The 25,855-nt window shown below is 71.5% G+C and carries 23 protein-coding genes; 15 read left to right on the top strand and 8 right to left on the bottom strand.

The annotated features are described in order from the left end of the window. Nucleotides 1-470: 470 nt before the first annotated feature. Both KIK06_RS22450 and KIK06_RS22445 read left to right on the top strand, forming a co-directional pair. A complete protein-coding gene (locus tag KIK06_RS22450) occupies nt 471-1,550 on the top strand; it encodes an inositol-3-phosphate synthase (RefSeq protein ID WP_017600705.1) in 1,080 nt (359 codons plus the stop codon). A 141-nt stretch (nt 1,551-1,691) separates the two neighbouring features. Beyond that, nucleotides 1,692-2,996 (top strand): MFS transporter, encoded by a 1,305-nt coding sequence (locus KIK06_RS22445; RefSeq protein WP_268644973.1) that lies wholly within the window; start codon nt 1,692-1,694, stop codon nt 2,994-2,996. Nucleotides 2,997-3,048: 52 nt separating this feature from the next. On the opposite strand, the gene KIK06_RS22440 is transcribed toward KIK06_RS22445, so the two are convergent. Further along, a complete protein-coding gene (locus KIK06_RS22440; RefSeq protein WP_268644972.1) occupies nt 3,049-3,633 on the bottom strand; it encodes a CGNR zinc finger domain-containing protein in 585 nt (194 codons plus the stop codon). A gap of 98 nt (nt 3,634-3,731) precedes the next feature. Between KIK06_RS22440 and KIK06_RS22435 the strand changes: the two genes are divergently transcribed. After that, nucleotides 3,732-4,583, top strand: coding sequence for an SDR family NAD(P)-dependent oxidoreductase (locus KIK06_RS22435; RefSeq protein ID WP_268644971.1), 852 nt, complete (start codon nt 3,732-3,734; stop codon nt 4,581-4,583). Nucleotides 4,584-4,718: 135 nt separating this feature from the next. Here the strand turns inward: KIK06_RS22435 and KIK06_RS22430 are convergent, their stop codons facing one another. After that, nucleotides 4,719-5,288 carry a dihydrofolate reductase family protein gene (locus KIK06_RS22430; protein ID WP_268644970.1) on the bottom strand — a complete coding sequence of 190 codons (570 nt, stop codon included), beginning with the start codon at nt 5,286-5,288 and terminating at the stop codon, nt 4,719-4,721. 167 nt (nt 5,289-5,455) lie between these two features. On the opposite strand from KIK06_RS22430, the gene KIK06_RS22425 reads away from it, so the two are divergent. Next, nucleotides 5,456-6,097 carry a LysE family translocator gene (locus KIK06_RS22425; RefSeq protein WP_268644969.1) on the top strand — a complete coding sequence of 214 codons (642 nt, stop codon included), beginning with the start codon at nt 5,456-5,458 and terminating at the stop codon, nt 6,095-6,097. Nucleotides 6,098-6,106: 9 nt separating this feature from the next. Here KIK06_RS22425 and KIK06_RS22420 read toward each other — a convergent pair whose 3' ends face one another. Beyond that, on the bottom strand, nt 6,107-6,568 hold the full coding sequence (locus KIK06_RS22420) for an Lrp/AsnC family transcriptional regulator (RefSeq protein WP_017600699.1): 462 nt from the start codon (nt 6,566-6,568) through the stop codon (nt 6,107-6,109). A 94-nt stretch (nt 6,569-6,662) separates the two neighbouring features. On the opposite strand from KIK06_RS22420, the gene KIK06_RS22415 reads away from it, so the two are divergent. Both KIK06_RS22415 and KIK06_RS22410 read left to right on the top strand, forming a co-directional pair. Beyond that, on the top strand, nt 6,663-7,139 hold the full coding sequence (locus KIK06_RS22415) for a rhodanese-like domain-containing protein (protein WP_017600698.1): 477 nt from the start codon (nt 6,663-6,665) through the stop codon (nt 7,137-7,139). A 98-nt stretch (nt 7,140-7,237) separates the two neighbouring features. Further along, a complete protein-coding gene (locus KIK06_RS22410; RefSeq protein WP_017600697.1) occupies nt 7,238-7,963 on the top strand; it encodes a class I SAM-dependent methyltransferase in 726 nt (241 codons plus the stop codon). A 79-nt stretch (nt 7,964-8,042) separates the two neighbouring features. Here the strand turns inward: KIK06_RS22410 and KIK06_RS22405 are convergent, their stop codons facing one another. Then, nucleotides 8,043-9,554: a CCA tRNA nucleotidyltransferase gene (locus KIK06_RS22405; RefSeq protein ID WP_017600696.1), complete on the bottom strand. Its 1,512-nt coding sequence runs from the start codon at nt 9,552-9,554 to the stop codon at nt 8,043-8,045. Between the two features lie 243 nt (nt 9,555-9,797). On the opposite strand from KIK06_RS22405, the gene KIK06_RS22400 reads away from it, so the two are divergent. The 6 genes from KIK06_RS22400 to KIK06_RS22375 all read left to right on the top strand — a co-directional run bounded on the left by KIK06_RS22400 (nt 9,798) and on the right by KIK06_RS22375 (nt 19,663). Then, entirely contained in the window at nt 9,798-12,317 is a 2,520-nt protein-coding gene (locus tag KIK06_RS22400; protein ID WP_442789790.1) for a DUF6049 family protein, read from the top strand. A gap of 154 nt (nt 12,318-12,471) precedes the next feature. Beyond that, nucleotides 12,472-14,346, top strand: coding sequence for a murein biosynthesis integral membrane protein MurJ (gene murJ, locus KIK06_RS22395; RefSeq protein WP_268644968.1), 1,875 nt, complete (start codon nt 12,472-12,474; stop codon nt 14,344-14,346). A gap of 154 nt (nt 14,347-14,500) precedes the next feature. Next, a complete protein-coding gene (murJ, locus tag KIK06_RS22390) occupies nt 14,501-16,291 on the top strand; it encodes a murein biosynthesis integral membrane protein MurJ (RefSeq protein ID WP_193789785.1) in 1,791 nt (596 codons plus the stop codon). Between the two features lie 282 nt (nt 16,292-16,573). After that, nucleotides 16,574-18,142: a protein kinase family protein gene (locus KIK06_RS22385; protein ID WP_268644967.1), complete on the top strand. Its 1,569-nt coding sequence runs from the start codon at nt 16,574-16,576 to the stop codon at nt 18,140-18,142. Nucleotides 18,143-18,167: 25 nt separating this feature from the next. Further along, nucleotides 18,168-18,794, top strand: a complete 627-nt coding sequence (gene sigM / locus KIK06_RS22380) for an RNA polymerase sigma factor SigM (protein ID WP_268644966.1) — start codon at nt 18,168-18,170, stop codon at nt 18,792-18,794. Continuing rightward, nucleotides 18,791-19,663 carry an anti-sigma factor family protein gene (locus tag KIK06_RS22375; RefSeq protein WP_268644965.1) on the top strand — a complete coding sequence of 291 codons (873 nt, stop codon included), beginning with the start codon at nt 18,791-18,793 and terminating at the stop codon, nt 19,661-19,663. Before sigM ends, KIK06_RS22375 begins: the two co-directional genes overlap by 4 nt. Before the next feature lie 27 nt (nt 19,664-19,690). On the opposite strand, the gene KIK06_RS22370 is transcribed toward KIK06_RS22375, so the two are convergent. Then, a complete protein-coding gene (locus tag KIK06_RS22370; protein ID WP_268644964.1) occupies nt 19,691-20,416 on the bottom strand; it encodes a response regulator in 726 nt (241 codons plus the stop codon). Continuing rightward, entirely contained in the window at nt 20,413-21,483 is a 1,071-nt protein-coding gene (locus KIK06_RS22365; protein WP_268644963.1) for a sensor histidine kinase, read from the bottom strand. Before KIK06_RS22365 ends, KIK06_RS22370 begins: the two co-directional genes overlap by 4 nt. A 202-nt stretch (nt 21,484-21,685) precedes the next feature. Here KIK06_RS22365 and KIK06_RS22360 point away from each other — a divergent pair, with 202 nt between their 5' ends. The 3 genes from KIK06_RS22360 (at nt 21,686) to trxA (ending at nt 23,617) form a co-directional block, all read left to right on the top strand. Further along, a complete protein-coding gene (locus tag KIK06_RS22360) occupies nt 21,686-22,132 on the top strand; it encodes a hypothetical protein (protein ID WP_268644962.1) in 447 nt (148 codons plus the stop codon). A 176-nt stretch (nt 22,133-22,308) separates the two neighbouring features. Continuing rightward, nucleotides 22,309-23,241: a thioredoxin-disulfide reductase gene (trxB, locus tag KIK06_RS22355; RefSeq protein WP_017600686.1), complete on the top strand. Its 933-nt coding sequence runs from the start codon at nt 22,309-22,311 to the stop codon at nt 23,239-23,241. 52 nt (nt 23,242-23,293) lie between these two features. Further along, nucleotides 23,294-23,617, top strand: coding sequence for a thioredoxin (gene trxA / locus KIK06_RS22350; RefSeq protein ID WP_017600685.1), 324 nt, complete (start codon nt 23,294-23,296; stop codon nt 23,615-23,617). Nucleotides 23,618-23,815: 198 nt separating this feature from the next. Here the strand turns inward: trxA and KIK06_RS22345 are convergent, their stop codons facing one another. Beyond that, complete coding sequence (locus KIK06_RS22345) at nt 23,816-24,754, bottom strand: ParB/RepB/Spo0J family partition protein (protein WP_268644961.1); 939 nt, start codon at nt 24,752-24,754, stop codon at nt 23,816-23,818. Between the two features lie 68 nt (nt 24,755-24,822). Further along, a complete protein-coding gene (locus KIK06_RS22340) occupies nt 24,823-25,851 on the bottom strand; it encodes a ParA family protein (RefSeq protein ID WP_169548900.1) in 1,029 nt (342 codons plus the stop codon). Nucleotides 25,852-25,855 lie beyond the last annotated feature (4 nt).

The raw sequence follows: 25,855 nt of genomic DNA, 5'->3' as shown, positions 1-25,855 counted from the left end.
CCGCGCACGCAAATCACAGGTCACGTTAGAGCGATGGAACAGTATAGCACAACCCACGCGTGAGGGTAACGCGCTCGACGGAACGGACGGGCACGCCGGGGGCCGACTCCACCGAACGACCGGTTCGGGAGCGGGGGCGCGCGGACGCGCCGGCCGCGTGTGAGATTGCGCGCGGACCGCCGCCCGGACACCGGCGTGATCAGGAGGGCGACGGCACGCGCCCCCGCGTGTCACCTGGATGACATGCGGTTCCGCCGACGGGCGAGGATAGAGTCATTGCTGAACAAACCAGCCAGATATGCATGTTCTCCCCGGGCCCGCGTGCCGTGCACGGGAACAGAACCGCCACGTGCGCTGCTGACCACATACGGATAACGGACGCGGGACGACGGTCCCCGGCCACGGTCGGGGCGGTTCCGCCGTCGTGCGCTGTGGAATCCATGTTCGCGGAGAAGAAGGAGCAAGGACCAATGGGTTCGGTACGTGTAGCCGTCGTGGGCGTCGGCAACTGTGCGGCGTCGCTCGTCCAAGGCGTGCACTACTACAAGGACGCCAACCCGGAGTCCCGGGTGCCCGGCCTGATGCACGTCCAGTTCGGCCCGTACCACGTCCGCGACATCGAGTTCGTCGCGGCCTTCGACGTGGACGCCAAGAAGGTCGGTCACGACCTGGCCGACGCCATCGTGGCCAGCGAGAACAACACGATCAAGATCTGCGACGTCCCGCCGACCGGCGTGACCGTCATGCGCGGCCCGACCTACGACGGGCTCGGCAAGTACTACCGCGAGATGGTCCAGGAGTCCCCCGAGGACGCCGTGGACGTGGTCGCGGCGCTCAAGGCCAGCAAGGCCGACGTGCTGGTGTCCTACCTCCCGGTGGGCTCGGAGGAGGCCGACAAGTTCTACGCCCAGTGCGCGATCGACGCGGGCGTGGCCTTCGTCAACGCCCTGCCGGTGTTCATCGCCTCCGACCCCGAGTGGGCGGAGAAGTTCACCGAGGCGGGCGTTCCGATCATCGGCGACGACATCAAGTCGCAGATCGGCGCGACCATCACCCACCGCGTGCTGTCCAAGCTGTTCGAGGACCGCGGCGTCATCGTCGACCGGACCTACCAGCTCAACTTCGGCGGCAACATGGACTTCAAGAACATGTTGGAGCGCGAGCGCCTGGAGTCGAAGAAGGTCTCCAAGACCCAGTCCGTCACCTCCCAGATCCCGCACGAGCTCAACGCCGGCGCCGTGCACATCGGCCCGTCGGACCACGTGCCGTGGCTGGACGACCGCAAGTGGGCCTACATCCGTCTGGAGGGCCGCGCGTTCGGCGACGTCCCGCTGAACCTGGAGTACAAGCTGGAGGTCTGGGACTCCCCGAACTCCGCGGGCATCATCATCGACGCGGTCCGCGCCGCGAAGATCGCCAAGGACCGCGGGATCGGCGGCCCCATCCTGGAGCCGTCCTCCTACTTCATGAAGTCCCCGCCCGTGCAGTACAGCGACAGCGAGGCGCACGACGCGGTCGAGCGCTTCATCACGGGTGACGACGAGGGCTGACCCGTGTGTGCCCGGGGTCCCAGGGCCCCGGGCCGGCGGTGCTCGTCGTGGGCCCGCCGCCTCGCTCCGGCCCGTGTCCGGGCGCCCGAACGGCGACCCCCTGGGGTCACCGCCCCCGGACACAGAACCTACTCTGAACGCGTGTCCTTCTTCGGCGATCTACGCGTGGTCCTGCGGGGACCGAGGTTCCGTCGGCTGTTCGGCACCCGTCTGGTCTCGCAGTTCTCCGACGGGGTCTACCAGGCCGGGCTGGCGGGGTTCGTCTTCTTCACCCCCGAGCAGCACACGAGCGCGGGCGCCGTCGCGGCCGCCTTCGCGGTCCTGCTCCTCCCCTTCTCCGTGGTCGCCCCGTTCGCGGGCGTCCTCATCGACCGGTGGCCGCGCCGTCAGGTCCTGCTCCTGTCCTCCCTGGCCAAGGCGGCCCTCGCCGCGCTGACGGCCGTGCTGGTGTCGGACGGCGAGGGGCCCGCGTTCTTCGTCGCCGCGCTCCTGGTGCTGAGCGTCAACCGCTTCTTCCTGTCCGGGCTCTCCGCCGGTCTGCCGTACGTGGTGCCCCGGGACAAGCTGATGATGGCCAACGCGGTCACCCCGACGAGCGGGACCGTCGCGAGCTTCCTGGGCGCGGGGACGGGCGCCGCGATCGGCCTGGTCGGCGGTGAGGCGGCGTTGGGCACCGGGCTGATCCTGTTCGCCGCCGCGCTGGGCTTCGTCGGCGCGGCCGGGGTGTCGCTCACCCTCGAGTACCGGGAGCTGGGCCCCCACCTGGAGCGCGAACCGGAGGCCGTGCGGGCGGCCGTCGCCAACGTGGTGCGCGGGATGGTCGACGGGCTCCGGCACGTGTGGCACCGCCCCGCGCCCAGGGACGGCCTGTTGACGATCGGCGGCCACCGCGTCCTGTTCGGTGTCGCCACGCTGATCACGCTGCTGCTGTACAACAACACGTTCACCGCGGGCGGTGTCGCGGGGCTCGCGGGCTTCTCCGTGGCGATGGGGCTGTCGGCGGTGGGGTTCTTCCTGGGTGCGGTGGCCACCCCGTGGGCGACCGCGCGGATGAGCCCGAGCGCGTGGATCGCGCTGCTGCTGGCGGTCGCGGCCGTGGCCCTGGTGGCCTTCGGCCTCCCGTTCTCCCCCGCCCTGTTCCCCGTGGCGGCGTTCGTCCTGGGGCTGGTCTCCCAGGGGGTGAAGGTCACGGTCGACACGTTGGTTCAGCGACATGTCGACGACGCGTACCGGGGCCGGGTGTTCTCCGTCTACGACGTGCTGTTCAACGCGACGTTCGTCCTGGGCGCCGCGCTCACCGCCGGGCTGGTGCCGCCGTCGGGGGTGAGCGTCCCCGTGGTGTCCGGCGTCGCCGCCGTGTATCTGGCGATGGCCGCCGCCTGGGCGGCCCGGGCGCGGTGGACCGCCGCGCCCGAGGAGGACGAGGCGTCGAGGCGGGCCGCCTGAGGGAGGGCCCGCGCCGCCCCTTCCGACCGCGCCCCGCACGAACTCGCGGCGGTCAGGTCGCCTTGAGGCGGCTGCGGTAGGCGCGCATGGACACCTGCGAGCCGCAGCCGGGACCGCAGTAGGTGGCCGAGGAGTTCCTCGTGCGGTCGTAGAAGCCCAGGTGGCAGGGGGGGTTCCGGCACGCCTTGAGCCTGGCCCAGCCGTCCTGCCGGGCGAGGTCGGCCGCCGCGGCGAGGAGGGCGCCCAGCGCACCCGCGACCCCGGTCTGGGAGGAGACGAGGCTGCTTCCGGCGGCGGTGACGACCGGGGCCAGCGGATGGAGCGTCCCGGCACGCCGGAGCAGCCGTTCGGCCTCATCCAGTGACGGGTCCGTACCGTCGGCGCCTCCCGCGTGCGCGAGCATCACGACCACCAGGGCGGCCCTGAGTTCCCGCGCGTTCGCCGCGTCCGCCTCCGTGGTCAGCGTGCCCTCGGGAGCCAGGCCGCACTCGACCAGCCACTCGGCCATCGTGCCGGCGTCGGCGAGCCGCTCCGGGCGTCCGTCGACCGGGCGCGTGTTGACGAAGTCGAGAAGAAGCTCCGCCGTCTTCGTGGGCTGGAGCGGACTGCGCGAGTTCCTGCCATCGGTTACACCCATGTCAGACACGGTATGACACGAACAAAAAGCCTTATGCACGCAACTATTGCGGAAGATCTAGCTTGTAAGTTGCGCTCTAAAGATCTAAGCTCGCAACCATGACAGACAACACCCCCACTTCGGGCACTCCTCGCAGCTGGTTCGTCACCGGCGGCTCCTCCGGCATCGGTCATGAACTGGTGCTCGCCGCCCTCACCCGCGGGGACCGGGTCACGGCCATCGCCCGGCGCGTGGACGCCCTCGCCGACCTCCGCGAGCGGTTTCCCGGGACACTGCTCGCCCTGGCCGCCGACGTCCGCGACCAGGGCTCCGTCCGCGCGGCGGTGGACGAGACCGTCGACCGGTTCGGACGCGTCGACGTCGTCGCCAACAACGCCGGCTACGGCCTGTTCGGCGCGGTCGAGGAGGCCACCGACGCCCAGGCCCGGGCCATCTTCGAGACGAACGTCTTCGGCGTGCTGAACGTGCTGCGCGCCACCCTGCCGGTACTGCGCGGGCAAGGGTCCGGCCACGTCCTACAGGGGTCCTCCATCTACGGTCAGCTCGCACTTCCCGGTGTCGGCCTGCTGGCCGCGACCAAGCACGCCGTCGAAGGCATGTCCGACGCGCTGGCGGCCGAACTGGAGCCCCTGGGAATCACGGTCACCCTCGTCGAACCCGCCCTCACCGCGACGCCGTTCCTGGCCAACCTCGATTTCGCCGAGGCCGCCGAGGACTACGACCAGACCGTACGGGCGGTGCGGAAGACGCTGAGCGACCTGCCCCCCGAGGCGTTCTGCGACCCGGCCAGGGCCGCACGGGTCGTCCTGGACGCGGTCGGCTCCGGGAACCCCCCGCGCAGGCTCGCTCTGGGCGGGCAGGCGGAAACCGACCTGCGCGACGCGCTGGCGGCCCGACTGCGGGACCTGGACCAGTGGGCCGAGGCCACCCGAAGCGTCGACGCCCGGTAGCACTCCGCCGGTGCGCGCCCGCCGGGCCACGGCTCGCCCGCGGGCCGCGCACCACCGGTCGGCCACGCCCACCGGGCCGGTGCGCGACCCGCTCCGGGTGTCCTCGCGGATGGAACGCGGGAACCCGACGACGTACTACTGGCCCACGACGTCGAAGACCTGCTTCTGCACGCCGTTGGAGTACACCTCGTGCTCGACCAGCGTCAGCTTCCGGGCGTCCCTGTCGGCCTCGCTGAACAGCCGCTTGCCCGCGCCGAGCAGCACCGGGAACACCAGCAGGTGGTAGCGGTCGACCAGCCCGGCGTCGGCGAGGGCCTGACCCAGGGTGGCGCTGCCGTGGACGGAGATCGGGCCGCCCTCGGTCCTCTTGAGCGCGGCGACGTCGTCGACGGAACGCAGGATCGAGGCGGGCCAGCGCGGGTCCTCCTCGGTCAGCGTCGTGGAGACCACGTACCGGGGCATGGCGTTGTACCCGGCGAACTCCTCCGTCATCGTCGGCCAGACCGGCGCGAACGCCTCGTAGCTGCGGCGGCCGAGGAGCAACGCGGTGGCCTCCTCCTGTTCCCGGGCCTTGATCCCGTAGGCGGCCGGATCCATCTCGACGCTGCTGAGGGTCCAGCCGGTGTTGCGGTAACCGGGTTCACCGCCGGGGGCCTCCATGACGCCGTCGACGGACACGAACGCGGTGACGATCAGGGGGCGCATCTTCTGTCTCCTCGGTCTCTCCTGTTGTTGCCTCCATCCTCCCGTCGAACGGGCCCGCCCCGGATCGACACGCCTCCCGAACCTTTCCCGGAAAGCCCTTCGACTCCCGACCGGGACAGTGGCTAGGCTTCCGGGACCGCTCTCAGGTGACCGGAAACGGAGGCCCCGTGCCGACCCTGCCCACCCTCCTCGCCTTCACCGCCGCCTCGGTCCTGCTCGTCGTCGTCCCCGGACCGAGCGTGCTCTTCGTCGTCGGCCGCGCGATCGCCCACGGGCGCGGCGTCGCCGTCCTCTCGGTACTGGGGAACGCGCTCGGGGGCCTGGTCCTCGTTCTGGCGGTCGCCCTCGGTGTGGGGGCGCTGGTGACGGCGTTCGCTCCGCTGTTCACCGCGGTGAAGCTGGTCGGCGCCGCCTACCTCGTGTACCTCGGCATCCAGACCATCCGGCACCGGAGGGCGACCGCCGACGCCCTCGACGGGTCGGCCGCGGGTCCGCTGTCCCGTACGCGCTCGTTGTGGGACGGCTTCGTGGTCGGCCTGACCAACCCCAAGACCCTGGTCTTCTTCGTCGCCGCCCTCCCCCAGTTCGCCGATCCCTCGCTCGGCCCGGTCGCGCCGCAGATCGCCCTGTTCGGCGCGCTCTTCCTCCTGACCGCGGTGGTCTCCGACACCTGTTACGGACTGCTCGCGGGAACGGTGCGCGGGTGGTTCGCCGCCCGGCCCCGGCGGATGGAGGTCACCGGGACGGTGTCGGGGGCGCTGATGATCGGTGTCGGGGCGCAGTTCGCCCTGACCGGACGCCGGACCTGACGCCCCCGATCACCCCGCTCCGCCGCCCTCGATCGGCGAGCGGCCCGCGACGGGGCTGGAGTAGACGACGTTGGTGGTGACCGGTCCCAGGGCGGCGATCCTGCCGACCACCTCCTCCAGGTGGCGCATGGAGCGGGCGACCGCCTTCATCAGGTAGCAGTCCTCACCCGTGACGTGGTGGGCCTCGGTGATCTCGGGGGTGGTGGCGAGGAGGTCGTGGTAGGGCCCGCGGTTGCCGACGGGGTAACGGAGCCGGACGAAGGCCAAGACGGAGAACCCGAGCCGTTCCGGGTCGACGGCGGCGGTGTAACCGGTGATGACGCCGCTCTCCTCCAGACGGCGCACCCGTTCGGTGACGGCACTGGCCGACATGGACACCGCCCGGGCCAGGTCGGCGTAGGTCGCCCGACCGTCCGCCTGGAGGGCCCGCAGAAGGCGGAGATCGGTCTCGTCCAATGATGCGTCGGCCATGGTCCATGCATACCGTGGTTCCCACGGCCAACGCCACCCGATGCCGTGGTTTCTCCCTGTCCGGGACCGGTACGCCCTCCATAACGTTGTGGGCATGACGACACACACCTCCACCAGCCCCGTCCTGCGCACGGCTCCGACCGACCCCGCGATCGCGGCGGCGCACTTCGCGGCCCGCCTGTCCCTGTACACCGACGTCGCCGACGTCCACACGGCTCTGGAGGGGGCCGACCCCGGGTTCGTCCTCGTCGACACCAGGGACGCGACCGCCTGGGAGCAAGGACACGTGCCGGGGGCGGTGCATCTGCCCAACGCCCGGATCGCCGACGGGGCGGCGAACCTCATCGACCCCGCTCTCCCGGTCGTGACCTACTGCTGGGGTCCGGCGTGCGACGGAGCCGCCCGGGGCGCGCTCGCACTGGCCACGCTCGGCTACCGCGTCAAGGAGATGGTCGGCGGTATGGAGTACTGGATCCGCGAGGGCCTGCCGGTCGAGACCGCCCGCGGTGTGGAGCGCCGACCGGCCGACCCCCTGGTCGTCCCCGTCGGGGCTCCGTCCTGCTCATGCTGAGCCCTCCACCCCTTCGCACCATCTCTGGGTAATGGTTCGGTCACTTCATGTAGTGTCCCCGGGAGAGGACCTCGCCTACGGACAGGGGATGATGTGCCATGACCGGCGGTTACGGACTCGGGGAACCGACGCGTGTCTTCGGCGCCCGGGGGGTGGCCAAGCGCGTGGAGGCCGTGTCCCAGCACCTGCCGACCTACGGGGACCGACTGCTGGACGTCGGGTGCGGGGACGGCGCCCACACGGTCGAGCTCGCCCATGGTTACGTGCGGGTGGACGCCGTCGACGTGGAGCCGGAGTGCCTGAACGCCTTCACCGAGCGGATCGCCGGGAGCGAGGTCGAACACCGGATCGGCGTGCACAAGATGTCCGCCGACGCCCTCGCCTTCGAGGCCAACACCTTCGATCGGGTCACCGCGTTCGAGGCGCTGGAGCACATGGAGGACCTGGAGGGGAGTCTGTCGGAGATCCACCGGGTGCTCAAGCCCGGCGGAGCGTTCTCCCTGACCACACCGAACCGCTGGTTCCCGTTCGAGACCCACGGGGTGCTGTGGGGCGGTCGGCGGCGGTCGGCGCTGACCGCCCCGTTCCTGCCGTGGGTCCGGCCGCTGCACGACCGCATGTCCGACGCGCGCGCGTTCACCACCCAGGAGATGGGCCGGCTGTTGCGCGGCGCGGGCCTGCGGGTGCGGGCGATCAGCTACGTCATGCCGCCGTTCGACCGGCGGCCCCGGGCGCTCCAGTCGGCGTCCGACGCCCTGGAGGGCACCCCGCTGCGGGTGTTCGGCATGGCGATGGCGGTGACCGCGGTCAAACCGGGGCGCTAGCGGTGTCCATCGGGGCCTCCGCCGCGCTTCGCCCCGTGTTCGTTTCGGGCCCGCCGCCTCGCTTGGGCCCGGGGCGCCCCTAGCTGTCCCGGTCCAGGTGCTCGGCCGCCCAGGCGCGCAGCTCGGAGGTCGCGTCCTCCTTGGACATCGGCCCGTTCTCCAAGCGCAGCTCCAGCAGGAACCGGTAGGCGCGGCCGACGACCGGTCCCGGCTTGACCCCCAGGATCTCCTGGATCTCGTTGCCGTCGAGGTCCGGACGGATCTTGTCGAGCTCCTCCTGCTCGGCGAGCTTGTCGATCCGGCGCTCGATGTCGTCGTAGGAGCGCGAGAGCGCGGCGGCCTTGCGGCGGTTGCGGGTGGTGCAGTCGGCCCGGGTGAGGATGTGCAGCCGCTCCAGCTGGTCCCCGGCGTCGCGCGCGTACCGGCGCACGGCCGAGTCGGTCCACTCGCCCTTGCCGTACCCGTGGAACCGCAGGTGCAGCCCGACCAGGGTGCTGACGTCCGACACCACGTCCTTGGGGAAGCGCAGCGCGGTGAGGCGCTTGCGGCTCATCGACGCGCCGACCACCTCGTGGTGATGGAACGTGACCCGGTTCCCCGATTCGAAGGCGCGCGTCTTGGGCTTGCCGATGTCGTGCAGCAGGGCTGCCAGGCGCAGGACGAGGTCGGGCGCGTGGCCGCGCCGCTTCTCCAGGTCGATGGCCTGGTCGAGAACCGTGAGCGAGTGCTCGTAGACGTCCTTGTGCCGGTGGTGCTCGTCGATCTCCAGCTGCATCTTGGGCACCTCGGGCAGCACGTGCCGGGCGATCCCGAGATCGACCATGAGCTCGATCCCGCGCCGCGGGTTCGGGCTGAGCATGAGCTTGACCAGCTCGTCCTTGACCCGCTCGGCGGAGACGATGGTGAGCCGGTCCGCCATGTTCCGCGCGGCCTCGGCCACCTCGGGGGCGAGCGTGAAGCCGAGCTGGGCGGCGAAGCGGACCGCGCGCATGATGCGCAGCGGGTCGTCGCTGAAGGAGTCCTCCGGGCGCCCTGGGGTCCGCAGCACCCCGGCGCGCAGGTCGGCGAGCCCGCCGAAGGGGTCGACGAACTCCTGGCCGGGCAGGCGCACCGCCATGGCGTTGACGGTGAAGTCCCTGCGCAGCAGGTCGCCGTGGATGTCGGTGCCGTAGTTCACGTCCGGCTTGCGCGACTTGGGCGAGTAGGACTCGCTGCGGTAGGTGGTGATCTCCAGTTGCAGGCCGCGCTTGCGCAGCCCCACCGTGCCGAACTCGATGCCCACCGTCCACACGGAGTCGGCCCAGCCGTCGACGATCTCCAGGATCCGCTGGGGCACGGCGTCGGTGGTGAGGTCGACGTCGCTGGAGACTCTGCCGAGAAGCGCGTCGCGCACCGGCCCGCCCACGACGGCGAGCTGCTGGTCGTGCGCGGAGAAGCGGTCACCGAGTTCACCGGAGACGGGCTGGATCGAGTCGACCAGCGCGGTGATCGCCGACCGCTGCTCACCGGTCAGCGCGTCCGCGGCGGGTTCCGCCGCGGCCTCCGGGCGCCGGGCGGTGTCGTTCTCACTCGAAAACTCTGTGTTCGGCACACCACGCAGATTAGGGCATGTTCCGTGGGAGCACTCCCCTTCCCGCGGCGCCCGACTCCCTCGGGGGAGCGCCGGACGGCCTCGGACGGTATCTTCGGGTGCAGTGGTGGGACGACCCGTCGGCCTCACGTCTCCCGCCCGAGTCCGCCGCGTGCGCCGTGCGGGCACCGAGACCGATCCCGCCCCACGCCGTGTCCCCGGCGGGACGGCCACCTGGACCCGAATCAGGAAACCGGTCAAGCGTTGCGTCGATTTGCCTCCGCGGCCGCGGTCATGGCCATGACCGCCGGTCTGCTTCCGACACCGGCCGCGCTCTCACCCGCGCTGGCGGAGCCCGAGAACGACGAGTCGGTCGAACCGCTCGTCATCGAGCGCGTCACCCCGGACGCGGTCGACTCCGACAGCACCCTCCGGGTCTCCGGCGTGGTGACCAACACCACCGCGGGCGGTGTCGAGGACGTCACCGTCCGGATCCGCTACTCCCGGCACCCGTTCAGCGGCCGCGACGAACTGGACGAGTTCGCCTCGGGCGCGGGCTGGCAGCCCAACGCCCCCGGTCCGGACGAGGACGTGGCCGACACCCTGGCACCGGACGGCAGCGAGGAGTTCTCGCTCAGCGTCCCCGTCGAGGACCTGAAACTGTCCTCCTACGGCGTGTACCCGCTGGTGATCGAGGCGCTCGACGGCGACGGCGAACGTCTGGGCGCCCAGTACACCTTCCTCCCCTTCACCGGTGAGGACGACGACGTCCCCTCCGTGGACATCGCGTGGGTGTGGCCCCTCATGGCCGAACCCCAGCGCGCCGACGACGACACCTTCCTCGGCGGTGCGCTCTCGGAGTCGGTCGGCGAGGACGGCCGCCTGAGCCGGCTCCTGGAGACGGGCGCGCAGACCGACCTGGCCTTCGAGGCGGGCGACGAGGACCTGGTCGAGCTGCTCGGGCTGGACGAGGAGCCGACGGAACCCACCCCCGAACCGGAGCGGACGGACGGGGCGACCGCCGAACCCTCCGACGCCGAGCCGACCGGGGACGAACCCTCCGACGACGCTTCGGAGGAGACCGCGGACGGCGGCGGGGAAGCGGACGCGGAGACCTCCAGCGGGGACGGGGCCGAGGACGGCGACCCGGCCGGCGCCGAGGGCGTTCCGGTCACGTGGGCCGTGGACCCCGGGACGCTCGACGACATCGTCCGACTGGCCCGGGACTCCCACGACGTCCTGGGCGACCCGATCGCGGTCTCCGACGGATCCGACCCCGCGCGCGAGGAGCACCAGGCCGACCTCGCCGCCCAGGTGTGGCTGCGCGAGGCCAGGGCGGTCCTGGCCGAAGACACCGTCGTGGCCACCCCCTACGCCTCCTCGGACCTGGCGTCCCTGCTGCGCAACGGCATGACCGCCGACGCCGCCGCCTCGGTCGAGATCGGTCGTGACGCGGTCCTGCGCGCGCTCGGGCTGACCGCCGACGAGTCGTTCGCGCTCCCCCCCAACGGCCTCATGGACGACGCGGTGTACGAGTTCCTGGCCGCCGAAGGGGCCCACCGGTTCCTGGTGGACGAGGCGGCCAAGCCGCCGGCGTCCTGGCTGTCCACCACCCCGACGGCCCAGGCCGCGCTGCGCCCGGTCGAGGGTGGCCCGGAGGAGGAGCCGTTCGCGCTGGTCGCCGACCAGGGACTGGCCGACGTGCTGGCCATGCCCTCGCGAGGCCCGGGCGAGACCGAACTCGCGCTCCAGCGGTTCGCCGCCGAGACCGCGATGATCGCCGGGGAGAACGCCGGAGGCGAACGGGTCGTGGTGGCCTACCCCGGCCCCGACTGGAACCCGAGCGACGAGCTGGCCAGCGGGGTGCTGGAGGCCAGCGACTCCCTGCCGTGGCTGACGCCCGAACGGTTGGCGGACGTCGAACTGGCCGACCCCGACGACCGGGAGACGACCCGCCAACCGCTCACGTACCCCAACAACGCCTACTCGGACGAGCTCAGCTCCACCTACTTGGGGCAGATCACGGACGTCAGCCGCGAGGTGCGCCTCTTCAACAGCATCCTGGTGGACGACGGTGACCCGTTCCGCCCGGCGATCCTGCGGATGGAGTCGGTCCACTGGCGCGACCGGGAGACGATGGCCGGGGCCACCCGGACATTGGTCTCGGAGTCGGTCCAAAGCCACCTCGGCGACGTGCGCATCATCCCCGGCGAACCGGTCACCCTGGCCAGCAGCACGGGCATCACCGGCATCCTCGTCGCCAACGACCTGGAGGACGAGGCGATCCACGTCCGCCTCTCCGTGTACTCGGAGAACTCCGAGCGGCTGAGCATCGGCGAGTACTCGGACGAGTTCGAGATCGCCCCCGGCGCGAAGACGACGGTGTACATCCCGCTGTCGGCCAGGATCAACGGCCGCACGGAGCTGCACGCGAGCCTCCAGAACGGGGCGGGCGAACCGATCAGCGCCCAGGCGACCGTGATCCCGGTCAACGCCACGGGTCTGGGCACCCAGGCACTGCTCATCAGCGGTATCGGTCTGCTGATCCTCATCGCGGCCCTGGCCCCGCGCGCGGTGCGCAAGTGGGTGCGCCGCCAGGCCGCCCGCGGCGCGAAGGACCAGGGGAAGGACGCGCGGGGCGGCGACGGGAACCCGGACGACGGCGAGGAGCCGACCGGTCGGGAGGACGACGCCGAGGAGGGCGGCGCCTCCGCCGACGAGACCTCCCCCGGCTCCACCGGTCACACTGGTACCGACGAGGACGGGAACGGCGCGACGAAGTGACATGTTCCCTCACCGACAGGTCGTCATGTCGACACGACCACACGTCTCCCTGTCGGCACGCGCGGCGCTGAGCCGCCCGCACGGCCCGGCCGGTGCGCCGCACGGCGCCGCCGCCGGGCCCTCCCCGGTCCTACGAAAGGAAGCCTGATCCACGGTGGTCACCGACTCCCCGAACGGCGGCGGACACCAAGCCGACCGTTCCCCCCAGTACCAGCCGCGCCACCGTCGGGGGCCCCTCCCCGGTGAGGACCCGCTCCGTCCGAGCGGCGGCCCCTCCCCCACCTTCGAGGAGGGGGAGCTGCCCGAACCCCTCCCCTCCGCGGACGCCCCCCGCGAGCGGGAGGACTCCGGGGCGGGCGGCCCGGGGTCCGGGTCGGACGCGGGGTCGGACTCCGGTTCCGGGTCGGGCTCCGGCGGCGGAATGATGCGCTCCAGCGCGATCATGGCCGTCGGCACCATGGCCTCCCGGCTCACCGGGTTCGCGCGCACGATCGTGCTGGGCGCGGCGATCGGCACCCACCTGCTCGGTGACGCCTACAACACGGCGCACACGATCCCGTTCATCCTCAACGACCTGCTCATCGGCGGTCTGATGGCGAGCGTCATCGTTCCGTTCCTGGTCAAGCGCCGCAAGCGCGACGCCGACGGGGGCAAGGCCACCGAGGACCGGCTGTTCACCACCACGCTGCTGGCGCTGCTGCTGCTGACGACGGTCGCGGTGCTCGCCGCCGAGTTCCTCATCTGGATGTACGGCTCGCGGTTCACCGAGGCGCAGTTCGACGACTCGGTGTTCCTGGCGCGGTACCTGCTGACGCAGATCTTCTTCGTGGGCATGAGCGGCCTGCTCAGCGCCATGCTCAACACCCGGAACCGGTTCGGCGCGCCCGTGTGGGCGCCCGTGCTCAACAACCTGGTGATCATGGCCGTCGGCGGGATGTTCCTGTGGGCGGCGGGGCCCGGCAGCGAACCGCCGGTCCCGGACGCGCAGCTGACCCTGCTCGGCGCGGGCACCGCGGCGGGCATGGCCCTCCAGGCGCTGGTGCTGTTCGTCGCGCTGCGCCGCGCCGGGTACCGGTGGCGGCCCCGCCTGGACCTGCGTGGCAGCGGTCTGGGCGAGGCGCTGCGCACCGCCGGGTGGATGATGCTGTACACCCTGCTCACCCAGGCCGGCCTGTGGATCACGACCAACATCGCCAACGCCGCCAACGTGGCCGGGATCGAGCAGGGCCGCGACGTCGGCGCCGGTATCACCGCCTACAACCTGGCCTACCAGCTCTTCCAGCTCCCGTACGCGATCATCGCGGTCTCGCTGATCACGGTGCTGCTGCCCCGGATGAGCGCGCACGCCGAGGACCGCGACTGGTCGGCGGTGCGCTCCGATTTCTCCCGGACGCTGCGGATCTCGTCGTTCGTCCTGGTGCCGCTGGCCTTCGCGATCGCGATGTACGCCGTCCCGCTGTCCATCCTGGCCTTCGCCCGCGGGTCGATCTCGGTGGCCGACGCCGGCAACATCGGCCAGATCCTCATGGTGATGGCGCTGGGCCTGGTGCCGTTCACGATCTTCCAGCTCATGCTGCGCGTGTTCTTCGCCCTGGGCGACACCCGCACCCCGGCGATGATCGCCATCGCCAATCTGGCCGTGCACAGCGCCCTCGCGCTGACCTCCTACCTCCTCCTGCCGCCCGACCGGGTGGTCGTCGGTGTGGCCGCCGGGTTCATGTTCTCGTTCGTGTCCGGCCTGACCATCGCGGGCAACGTCCTGAGCCGTCGGCTCGGGGGGCTTGACGGGAGGCACGCGGTTGGCACATTGTTGCGCCTGCACGTGGCCGTCGTCCCGAGTGTCGCCGCCGGACTCGGCGTGCTGTGGTTCTTCGACGCCCACGTCGGCCCCGGCCTCGTCAGCTACCTCGGCGCCCCCGCCGTGGGCTGCCTCGTGGGAGCGGTCCTGTTCCTGGGGGCGGCCAAGCTGCTGCGGGTCCCGGAGCTCTCCTCGGCCGTGGAGCTGATCCGGGGCCGCCTGCGTCGATGACCCCGTACACGTCCGTCCGGCACTGACCCCGCCGGGCCCGCAACGCCCTCGAGAGAAGGACAGCCCGACGGTGCCCAGCGACCACCCCAGAGAGCAGGCGCGCGTCCCGGAGCCCGGCCCGGACGCGCCCGCGGACCGCCGTCGGCACCTGGTGATGCCGGAGGACGTGCTCGACACCTACGAGCGCGAGGAACCGGACACCGAGCCGGAGACGGGGCTGGCGACGCTCCGGGACCCGAGCGACATCGGTGACGTGGGCACCGCCGACCGCGCCGGTCTGGAGGACGGCGACGAGATCGGCGGTACCGCGCACACCGCGCCGGGCAACGTCGCCCGGTCGAGCGCGATCATGGCGGTCGGCACGATCTGCTCGCGTGTGACGGGCTTCGTCCGCACGATCGTGTTGGCGGCGGCCATCGGCACCCAGCTGCTGGGCGACGCCTACCAGGTCTCGGGCATGGTCCCGTACATGGTCTACGACCTGCTCATCGGCGGGCTGCTGGCGAGCGTGTTCGTGCCGTTCCTGGTCAAGCGGCGCAAGCTGGACGCGGACGGCGGCGACCGGACCGAGCAGCGGCTGGTCACGCTCATGCTGCTGGGCCTGTTCGTGATCACGCTGGTGTCGGTGGTGGTCGCGGAGTGGTTCATCCGGATCTACGCGGGCGGGTTCTCCGGCGCGCAGTACGACGTCTCGGTGATCCTCGCCCGGTACCTCGTCCTCCAGATCTTCTTCATCGGGGCGAGCGGTCTGGCGAGCGCCATGCTCAACGCCCGGCACAGGTTCGGCGCCCCGATGTGGGCCCCGGTGGTGAACAACCTGGTCATCATCGGTGTCTGCCTCTGGTTCCTGTCCATCGCCGGTTCGGGCAGCACGCCCGAGGACATGCTCGCCCACCCGTCCCAGCTCGCCCTGCTGGGCCTGGGCACCGCGCTGGGCCAGGTCGTCCAGGCGGCCGTGCTGGTGTGGGCGCTGGCCTCGGCGGGGTTCCGTTGGCGTCCGCGTCTGGACCTGCGGGGTTCCGGCCTCGGCGAGGCGGCCGGGGCCGCGTCGTGGATGATGCTCTACATCGTCGTGGCCCAGGCCGGAGCGCTGGTCTCCACGAACGTGGCGACGCGGGCGGGCGCGGCCGCGGCCGACCTCGGGTACGAGACGGGCTCGGGCATCGCCGCCTACAAGTTCGCGTCCATGCTGTTCCAGCTGCCGTACGCGATCATCGCCGTCTCAGTGATCACCGCGCTCCTGCCGCGCATGAGCGAACACGTCGCCGCGGGCCGCCGGGACCAGGTCCGCTCGGACTTCTCCCGGGGCTTTCGGCTGTCGTCGGTGCTCATCGTCCCGATCTCGGTGGCGATGCTGGTCTTCGCCGTCCCGTTCTGCGTGATGATCTACGCCCAGGGCAGCACCAGCGCGGCGGACGCCGAGGCGATCGGGCGCATCCTGATGGTCTTCGTCGTGATGCTGATCCCGTTCACCCTCTTCCAGCTCCAGATGCGGGTGTTCTACGCCCTGGGCGACACCCGCACCCCGGCGCTGGTGTCGATCCCGGCGGAGATCGCCCACGCGACCACGGCGTTCGCCCTGCTGTGGTGGATGGAGCCGCAGCACGTCGTGCTGTGGCTCCCGGTGCCCTACGGCCTCTACTACGTCATCGGGGCGATCATCATGTGGGGCCTGCTCCACCGGCGGCTCAACGGCCTGGACGGCCACCGCACGGCACTGGTCCTGGTCAAGCTGCACCTCGCGACCGTCCCCGCGGCCCTCCTCGGCTGGGCGATGATCCACGTGTTCCGGGGGCTTCCCGGTGACGTGTGGCCCGCCCTCGCCGCGATGGTCGCAGGTGGGGCGGGGGGTGCCATCCTGTTCGTCCTCACTGCGAGAATCCTGAAAGTGACCGAAGTCACATCCTTCCTCGAATTGCTGAAAACCCGACTACGACGTCGCTGATCACCTGGAATGGATGACGTTGGGTAGTCGAGCACCCGATCACCCGAGAAGGTGAACAGTGCCCCCTTGTCCTCCAAAGATGCTGTTCAAGCGTCCTAGCATGGACTGGCATCGCTCAATCGACATAGCAACTTCCGACCGAGCTGCCCGAAGGGAGGCTGGGGACAGCAAGCAGGGCCGACACCCCCTCACGCGACACACCCCCGAACCGACACGCACCGCGTCCCGCGGCGCGGCGGTGGCACGCGTGAACACTCGGCCCTGGCGCCCGTCACTCCCATCATGAGCACCTTTCTGATCGAGCCCGGGGCGAAGCTGGCCAACCGGTACCGACTCGACCACGTCGTGAGCGAGACCGGTGGAGCGACCCGCTGGAAGGCCACCGACGAGACCCTCGCACGCCCCGTCGGCGTGTGGACCTTCGCCGACGGCTTCCCGCGCACGTCCGAGGTGGTCCGCGCCGCGCGCGCCACCAGCCGCATCCCCGACGCGCGCGTCACGCAGGTCTTCGACGCCGACGACACCGCGCCCATCCCCTACGTCGTCGAGGAGTGGGTCACCGGCTCCTCCCTCGCCGACCTCATCGCCCAGGGCCCCATGGAGCCCGAGCGCGCCGCCGGCCTCGTCGCCGAGGCGGCCGAGGCGATCGCCGCCGCGCACGCGGGCGGTCTGCACCACCTGTGCCTCACCCCGGCCAAGCTCATGTGGAGCAGCGGCGGCGCGGTGAAGGTCGTCGGGATCGGGGTGGACGCCGCCCTGATGGGCGCGAACATCGCCGACCCGGGGGCCGTCGACGCCCAGGGGCTGGGCAGCCTGCTGTACGCCGCGCTCACCGGCCACTGGCCCGGCGGCCCGCAGGACGGCCTCCCCGCCGCCCCCCAGGGCCCCGCGGGCCCCTATCCCCCGGCACAGGTCCGAACAGGGATCACCGAACCCCTCGCCACCATCACCACCCGGGCCGCGCTGCCGCACCTGGCCGGTCAGATGGTGCCCGGCGCGCCGATCACCTCGCCCGCCGCCCTGTGCGCCGAGCTGGCCGAGGTGCCGCGGCTCATCCCGCTCCCGGTCACCCCGACCGAGTCCGCTCCGCCGCCCGAGCCGGGCACCTCCCGCCGGACGGGCGAGTTCGAGCCGACGGGCCCGCGCCGCAGCGCGCGGAGCGGGTCGTCACAGCGCCCCCCGGAGCGCTCCGCCCAGGGCCGGGCCGCGGAGCGCCGCCAACCCACCCGGATGGAGGAGCGCGACGCGCGCGCCCAGGGGTCGCTCAGGAAGGTCCTCATCGGCGTGGTCGCGCTGGTGGTGTTCGCGGCCGTGGTCGTGGGCGCGTGGACGGTCGGGTCGATGTTCAGCCCCGGCGGGGAGGAGCCGCCGCCGGACGCGCAGGCGTCCGAGGACACCTCGGACACCCCCGAGCTGGTGGCGCTGGACATCACCGGTTCGCGCGGTCTCAACCCGCACGGCAACACCGACGAGCACACCGAGAACACCCCCAAGGCCTGGGACGGCGAGACGGGGACCGCTTGGAACACCCAGGGCTACCACGACCCGCTTTCCATGATCAAGGAAGGCGTCGGACTCCAGCTCGATCTCGGCGGCACCCGAGAGATCCACGAGGTCGACCTCGACATGAGCGGTGACGGCTACGAGTTCGAGATCCGGGTCGGTGACGCCGACGGTGACTCGGAGAACGACTACGAGGTCGTCGCCACGGGCAGTGGCGAGTCCCAGGTGGTCGAACTCGAAGAGCCCGTGTCCGGGCAGTTCGTCCTCATCTGGTTCACGGCCCTGCCACAGACTGGGGACGACTACCGTGGAACAGTCAACGAGGTCGAGATCCGAGGCGTGGCCTAGGTGCGGAGATACGTGAGCTGAACTGATGGACGCGGTCCGGGAGCTCCCCGACAAGGAGCTGTTGACGAGGCACGCTCAGGGTGACGACCAGGCCTTCGGGGTCCTGGTGCACCGTCACCGTGAGCGCCTCTGGGCTGTGTCCGTCCGGATGATGGGCGACCCCGAGGAGGCCTCGGACGCCCTCCAGGACGCCTTCCTGTCCGCGTTCCGCGCCGCCGACCGCTTCCGGGGCGAGGCCCAGGTGAGCACGTGGCTGCACCGGATCGTGGTCAACGCCTGCCACGACCGCCTGCGCCGCCGCAAGGTCCGTCCGGCCACCCCGACCGAGGACGACACCCTCGACGTCATGTCCAACGAGCGCCTCGGACGCCTGGGCGGGCCGCCCGACCACGCGTCGCAGACCGAGTCGCGGCTCGACGTCCAGGCCGCGTTGGAGCGGCTGCCCCTGGACCAGCGTCTGGCGCTCACCCTCGTGGACATGCTCGGCTACCGGGTGGAGGAGGCCGCCCGGATCCTCGACGTGGCCGCGGGAACGGTGAAGAGCAGGTGCGCGCGGGGCCGCGCGAAACTTCTTCCCTCTCTCGCCCATCTAAGGAACCCTCAGCCTCCGCCAGACGTCACATCTGGGAGAGGAGGTGCCAACCCATCGTGACGCCCCACCCGGACGCGGAGGCACTCGCCTTCCTCGCCGAGGACCTGCTCGACCCCTCCGAGGAACGCACCGTCACCGCTCACATCGAGACCTGTCCCACGTGTGCCGCCACACTGGACGAACTCACGGGCGTTTCCCGCGTCCTCGCCGCCACCCCGGTTCCCGAGCTGCCTCAGGACGTCGCCGACCTCCTCGACCAGCGCATCGCGGACGCCGCGCGTGAACGCGCCGAGCGGGGACCCGTCACCGAACCGACCGACCCGGTACCGGCGAAGGCCCCCTCCGCCGACGCCACCGTGGTCCCCCTCGCCACGGCGCGCCGCAGGCGTTCCTCCAGCGGTATGCCCAGACTCCTGGTGGCGGCAGCCGCCGCGGTCTTCGTCGTCGGCGGAGGCGTCGCCGTCGTCAACGGGGTGCTCTCGAACGGCAACGGCTCGGTGGAGAGCGCGACCCCGTTCATGGAGTCGGAGGACGGCGTCGGCGAACCGGACACGGCCCTGACCTACGCACCGGAGCTGGTGCGCAGTGAGACGGTCTACACCGACGCCGCGCTCGACGCGCAGGCGGCCCGGACCCTCGAACGCTCCACCGTCGCCGATGACGCCGGGGCCGCGGGCGGGCAGACCCTGTTGGAGGAGCAGTCCGTCACCGACGCCGTCGAGCGGTGCTCCGACCTGGTGGAGGAGGAGTTCGACACCCAGGTCACCCTGGTCGATGACGCCTTCTACGGCGACGGCGCCGAGCCCGCCTGGGTCCTGTACGCGCCCAGGGGCGACCAGTTCGACGTGTTCGTGGTCGACCCGCGCTGCGCACGGAGCGCCGACGCCGAGCCCGGCATCCTGGACCGGACGACCGTCGACGCCCCCTGACCCCCTCCGTTCCGGCCCCGGGACAGCTCAGCCTTCGCGCCCGGGGCGGACCAGCCCGCTCTCGTAGGCGATCACCACCAGGGCGACCCGGTCACGGGCCCCGAGCTTGGTGAGCACCCGTCCCACGTGGGTACGGGCGGTCGCGGGGCTCAGGTACAGTTCCGCGCCGATCTCCTGGTTGGACATGCCCCGCCCGACCAAGGCCAGGACCTCACGCTCGCGGTCGGTGAGCACGTCCAGCCGAGACGACGCCTCGGGGGCCACGATGGTGGCGGAGAGCCGTTCGATCACCCGCCGGGTGACCTCCGGCGACAACAGCGCCTCGCCCCGGGCGACGGTACGCACCGCGTCCCGCAGCGCGCGCGGTTCGGCGTCCTTGAGCAGGAATCCGGAAGCGCCCAGCCGCAGTGCGGTGAAGACGTTGTCGTCCTCCCCGAAGGTGGTGAGCACGACCACCCGGGTGTCGATGTGTCGACCTCCCGACCCGTCGACGTGTCCACCCGTGTCGGCTCGTCGATCCGTCGACGTGTCGACACGTCGCCTCTCCAGCTCCCTGAGGACGGCGAGCCCGTCCACGGACGGCATCTGGAGGTCGAGCAGGACCACGTCCGGCCGCAGTCGGCCGATGTCGGCCAGGGCCGCGCGGCCGTCCCCGCTCTCCCCCACCACCTCGATGTCCTCGTCCCGTTCCAGGAGCGCGCGCACCCTCGCCCGGACGAGGGGCTGATCGTCGACGAGCAGGACACGGATCACCGGTCGCCCCCGAGCGGCAGCCGGGCACGCACCCGGAACCCGCCGTCGGGCCGTCCCCCTCCGTCGTCGGCCACCACCACGTCCAACTCCTCACCCTCACGTGTGAACGCCACCCGGACCCGGCTCGCCCCGGCGTGCCGGAGCGTGTTGGTCAACGCCTCCTGGACGACCCGGAAGGCGGTCGCGTCGACCATGCCCGGGACCTCCCCCGCCGCCGGGGCTCCCTCCACCCGTACCTCGACCCCCGCCTCCCCGACCGACGCCACGAGTTCGTCCATGCGGGCGAGGGAGGCCACGCGCCCACCGTCGGGGTCACTGTCCCGCAGCGCGCGTACGGTCGCCCGCATCTCACTGAGGGCGGCGCGGGACGCCTGGCGGACGTGTCCCAGTTCGGCGCGGGCCTCGTCGACGTCCGCCGGAGCGTCATCGAGCGCCTCGGCGGCCACGGCCGCGTGCAGGGAGACCACGGAGAGGTGGTGGCCGACCGCGTCGTGCAGGTCGCGGGCGATCCGGGTGCGTTCGAGCGCCACGACCTCCGCCGCCTCCGCGGCGCGCGCCTGTGCGTCCAGGGCCGCGATCCGCGCCCGCTGCCGCTCCGCCCGGAGCCGCTGCCACTGGACGTGCCCGAGGGCGATGGCGGCGCCCATGATCGCCACGGTGGAGGCCAGTTCGTACCCCAGCAGGTAGGCGGGATCCGTCCCCTGGCCGAGTCGGGCCAGGGTGGAGACGAGCAGCAGCCCGGCGGCCGCCCCCACGGACCAGGTGGTCCGCCCCGCCTCGGCCGCGGAGTACAGGGCGGCCGCGGCGGGCACGGCCAGACCGATGGTCGGCAGGTCGAGCACGTAGTTGGCGACGATGAGCGCCGACGTGGCCAGCACGACCAGGACCGGCCACCTCCTGCGGACCAGCATGAGGCCGCCGAGGACCGCCGCCAGCGCGTATGCGAGGGGCGTGAGGTTCCCGGTGCCGGTGACGTCGGCCCCGGCCGCGATCGCCACCACGGCGAAGACCGCGAACCCGAGGAGGGCGTCGACGATGACGTCCTGACGACCGGACTGACGTGTCATGCGGCGATTCTACGGAGCGCGGCCCCGTCGCGGCCGTATCCCGCGGACCCGGACGGGTGGGCGTCCCACACCACCCGGTGTACGCGTACCAACGTAGGCGGTCGGGTCGGGCGGCGGACGTGCGACGGGGTTCCCTCCGCCTAGCGTCGGGCCCGTCGCCGGAGCGGGCGGTCCGCTCCTCCACGAACCTGTGAGGCATCCCATGACGGACCGGTCGTCGCGGCCGGACGACTCCTCGACGTCCTCCCCGCCCCCGCCGGGCATCGCCTGGTCACTGGTCCTGGGGTTGGCGTCGCTCGCCCTGCTGCGACCACTCATGGTCGTCACCGGCCTGATGGAAGCGTGGGCGTGGGGAGTCCGTCCCCAACTCCTCCTGCCCGTGGTCACCACCGCCGTGTGGATCCTCTCCGTGTTGGCGGCCCGGGCTCCCCGCCCCCTCCCCACCCTCGTCTGCGCCGGGCTGCTCCACGGCGTGTTCTCGATCGCGCTCGGCGCGGTCCCGACCCCCGTTCTGAGCGGTTCCCTCCAGGGGCCGCTGGCCCACACCGCGGCGTTCCTGGGCACCCTCACCGTCAACACGGGCTGGGGGACGTCCGCCGGACTGGTCGCGCTCGGGCTGGACCGGCTGTTGCGCCTCCGCGCGGACTGACCGCGCGAACCGCCCGACTCACGCGGACCGACACCCTTCACGCATACCCCACCCCCGTACGCTGCGGTGATGTCCGACCGGGAATGCGGTGCGCCTACCATCGGTTGTGACTAACCGACTTTCCCCTGGGGTCACGTCCGTGGCCAGGGCAGCGACTGTGTGAAGGGCCTACGAGCGTGAGTGACGTCCGCAATGTCATCATCATCGGTTCCGGTCCCGCGGGGTACACCGCGGCCGTCTACGCCGCGCGCGCCGAACTGCGACCCCTGGTGTTCGAGGGCTCCATCACCGCGGGCGGCGCGCTCATGAACACGACCGACGTCGAGAACTTCCCCGGGTTCCCCGACGGCATCATGGGACCCGACCTGATGGACAACCTCCGCAAGCAGGCCGAGCGCTTTGGCGCCGAGCTGGTCCCCGACGACGTCACCGACGTCGACCTCACCAAGCCGGTCAAGGAGGTCGTCGCGGGCGGCGAGACCTTCCTCGCCCACACGGTGATCCTGGCCACCGGCTCCGGGTACCGGGAGCTGGGCGTGCCCGGTGAGAAGGAGCTGTCCGGCCGCGGCACCTCGTGGTGCGCCACCTGCGACGGCTTCTTCTTCCGCGACCAGGACATCGCGGTCGTCGGCGGCGGCGACACCGCCATGGAGGAGGCGCTGTTCCTCACTCGCTTCGCCAAGTCGGTGACGGTGGTCCACCGCCGTGGCGAGCTGCGCGCCAGCAAGATCATGGCCGAGCGCGCCCAGGCCAACGAGAAGATCTCGTTCGCGTGGAACACCGAGGTCGTCGAGGTGCTCGGGGAGAAGAGCGTCACCGGGCTGAGGGTCGTCAACAACCAGACCGACGAGACCAGCACGCTCGACGTCACCGGTGTCTTCATCGCGATCGGCCACGACCCGCGCGTGGAGCTGTTCAACAAGCAGATCGAGCTGGACGAGGAGGGCTACGTCAAGGTCGACTCCCCGTCGACGCGCACCAACCTCGACGGCGTCTTCGCCGCCGGTGACGTGGTCGACCACCAGTACCGCCAGGCGATCACGGCCGCCGGAACCGGCTGCGCCGCCGCCCTGGACGCCGAACGCCACCTCGCCGAGATGGGGAACTAGGTCGCGCGGCCCGTACAGACCGTCCCCCGGTTGCATCGAACCAAGGAGCACCATGTCCACTCTCAAGCACGTCACCGACGCGTCCTTCAAGGACGACGTCCTGTCCAGCGACAAGCCCGTCCTCGTTGACTTCTGGGCGAGCTGGTGCGGCCCCTGCAAGCAGATGGAGCCCGTCCTGGAGAAGCTGGCGGCGACGCACGGCGACAAGATCGAGGTCGTCAAGCTCAACACCGAGGAGAACGCCAACACTCCTCGCGAGTACAACGTCCTCTCCCTGCCGACGATGAACCTCTACAAGGACGGCGAGGTCGTCAAGCAGATCATCGGCGCCAAGCCGATGCGTCTGCTGGAGAAGGAGCTCGCCGACTTCCTGTAGCCGGCGGAACGCGACGGAAGGCCCCCAGATCCACTCTGGGGGCCTTCCGTCGTCACGGGCGGCACGGAGCCCGCCGCACTCTCCCAGGCCCCACACGGCCACCACGCGCCCCGGGAGGCATTCCGAACAGCGATCCGCCCCGTGCGCGGACTCAGCGTCCGGACGGGGCGGCGAGCGATGTTTCACGTGAAACAGCGGTCAGGGCTCGCGGGAGTCCATCTGGTCGATGATGCGCTCCAGGTCCTCCATCGTCGCGAACTCCACGACGATCTTGCCCTTCTTCTTGCCCAGGTCGACCTTCACCGTGGTGTCCAGGCGGTCGGCGAGGCGGCTCGCCCACTCCTCCACCTGGGGCGGGGTGGACCTGCGCGCCGGGGTGAGCCGGGGCCGCCGCTCCTCCGGTTCGTCCGCCTCCTCGCGCAGGGCGATGATCTCCTCCAGGGAGCGGACGGACAGGCCCTCCAGGTTGACCCGCTCCGCGAGCCGCTCCTGGCGCTCGGGGTCGTCGACACCGCACAGCGCCCGGGCGTGACCGGCCGAGAGCACCTTCGCGGCGACGCGCTTTTGCACCTTCGGCGGCAGGTTCAGCAGGCGCAGCGTGTTGGTGATGTGCGAACGGGAGCGTCCGATCCGCTGGGCCAGCTCCTCGTGGGTGGCACCGAAGTCGTCCAGCAGCTGCCGGTACGCGGCCGCCTCCTCCAGGGCGTCGAGCTCCTGGCGGTGCAGGTTCTCCAGGAGGGCGTCGCGGAGCAGGTCCCCGTCACCGGTGGCGCGGACGATCGCCGGGATCCGGTCGAGACCGGCCTCCTTGCTCGCGCGCCACCGGCGCTCGCCCATGATCAGCTCGTACCGGGGAACGCCCGCCTCGCCCTCGACCCTGCGGACGACGACGGGCTGGAGCACCCCCACCTCCTGGATGGAGTCGCGCAGCTCCTCCAGCGCCTGGTCGTCGAAGCGCTCCCGGGGCTGGCGCGGGTTGGGGGTGATCGCACCGAGCTCGATCTCCTCCAGGTACGTCCCGTCGGAGAGCCCTCTCGTCTCCGGCGCGCCCGCGCCTCCTGAGGACGCGGGGACCACGGGCCCCTGCGTGATGAGCGCGTTCAGTCCCTTGCCCAGTCCGCGCCGCTGCTGACTCACCGGCAACTACCTCCACTACTCCTCGAACACATCAGTGCCCCGGCCTCCGGACCGGGGCGGCACCGCCGTCAGCCGCCGAGCCCCGGAGCGCGATGCGCGATCTCCCGGGCGGCCTCCAGGTAGGCCACCGCACCGGTGGACCCGGGGTCGTAGGTCATCACGGACTGGCCGTAACTGGGCGCCTCGGAGACGCGGACGCTGCGCGGCACCAGCGTCGAGAGCACCAGCTCACCGAAGTGCGAGCGCACCTCGTCCGCGACCTGCTGCGAGAGTCGGGTCCGGCCGTCGTACATCGTCAGCACGACGGTGCTGATCGCCAGCCCCGGGTTCAGGTGGGACTGGACGAGTTCGACGTTGCGGAGCAGTTGCCCCACACCCTCCAGGGCGTAGTACTCGCACTGGATCGGGATCATGACCTCGTCGCACGCCACCATCGCGTTGACCGTGAGCAGTCCGAGCGACGGCGGGCAGTCGATGAGGATGTAGTCGAGCTCCGAGGTGTCATAGGCGTCGAGCGCGCGCCGGAGTCGCGCCTCACGGGCGACGAGGGAGACCAGTTCGATCTCCGCCCCCGCGAGGTCGATGGTGGCCGGGGCGCACCACAGGTTCGGGATGTCCGGCGCCGCCTGGGCCAGCTTGCGGATCTCCTCGTCCTCCACCAGGCAGTGGTAGATGGACCGGGTCTGGTTGTCGCGCTCCATGCCGAGCGCGGTGGAGGCGTTCCCCTGGGGGTCGAGGTCGACCACCAGGACGCGCTGCCCGTGCATCGCCAGGGCGGCCGCGATGTTGACCGTCGTCGTGGTCTTGCCGACGCCGCCCTTCTGGTTGGCGACGCTGATCACGCGGCAGGACTTCGGGCGGGGCCAGGCCTCGTCGTGCCCGCGAACCGCCATCGCGGCGCGCGCCGCGCGCGCCAGGGGTGTGTCGGGGACGTCCGCGGAACCGCCGGAGGCGGGGGCGTCGCCGGTCCATGTTTCACGTGAAACACGACTCTGGTCGTCGGGGGCGGTTTCACGTGAAACATCGAGCAGGTCCCCGTAGGCACCCGCGGGGGTTTCACGTGAAACACCGTCGTGGTCGGCTGGGTTCTGGGGCACGAAT

It is taken from the genome of Nocardiopsis sp. EMB25 (assembly GCF_026797795.1).
GTDB classification, from domain to species: domain Bacteria; phylum Actinomycetota; class Actinomycetes; order Streptosporangiales; family Streptosporangiaceae; genus Nocardiopsis; species Nocardiopsis lucentensis.
This window is presented reverse-complemented; position numbering and strand designations above follow the sequence as displayed.

Coding starts and splice junctions, on each gene's coding strand:
- KIK06_RS22450 (WP_017600705.1), top strand. CDS start 471: ATGGGTTCGGTACGTGTAGCCGTCGTGGGCGTCGGCAACTGTGCGGCG.
- KIK06_RS22440 (WP_268644972.1), bottom strand. CDS start 3,633: ATGGGTGTAACCGATGGCAGGAACTCGCGCAGTCCGCTCCAGCCCACG.
- KIK06_RS22435 (WP_268644971.1), top strand. CDS start 3,732: ATGACAGACAACACCCCCACTTCGGGCACTCCTCGCAGCTGGTTCGTC.
- KIK06_RS22430 (WP_268644970.1), bottom strand. CDS start 5,288: ATGCGCCCCCTGATCGTCACCGCGTTCGTGTCCGTCGACGGCGTCATG.
- KIK06_RS22420 (WP_017600699.1), bottom strand. CDS start 6,568: ATGGCCGACGCATCATTGGACGAGACCGATCTCCGCCTTCTGCGGGCC.
- KIK06_RS22415 (WP_017600698.1), top strand. CDS start 6,663: ATGACGACACACACCTCCACCAGCCCCGTCCTGCGCACGGCTCCGACC.
- KIK06_RS22410 (WP_017600697.1), top strand. CDS start 7,238: ATGACCGGCGGTTACGGACTCGGGGAACCGACGCGTGTCTTCGGCGCC.
- murJ (WP_193789785.1), top strand. CDS start 14,501: ATGCCGGAGGACGTGCTCGACACCTACGAGCGCGAGGAACCGGACACC.
- KIK06_RS22385 (WP_268644967.1), top strand. CDS start 16,574: ATGAGCACCTTTCTGATCGAGCCCGGGGCGAAGCTGGCCAACCGGTAC.
- sigM (WP_268644966.1), top strand. CDS start 18,168: ATGGACGCGGTCCGGGAGCTCCCCGACAAGGAGCTGTTGACGAGGCAC.
- KIK06_RS22365 (WP_268644963.1), bottom strand. CDS start 21,483: ATGACACGTCAGTCCGGTCGTCAGGACGTCATCGTCGACGCCCTCCTC.
- KIK06_RS22360 (WP_268644962.1), top strand. CDS start 21,686: ATGACGGACCGGTCGTCGCGGCCGGACGACTCCTCGACGTCCTCCCCG.
- trxA (WP_017600685.1), top strand. CDS start 23,294: ATGTCCACTCTCAAGCACGTCACCGACGCGTCCTTCAAGGACGACGTC.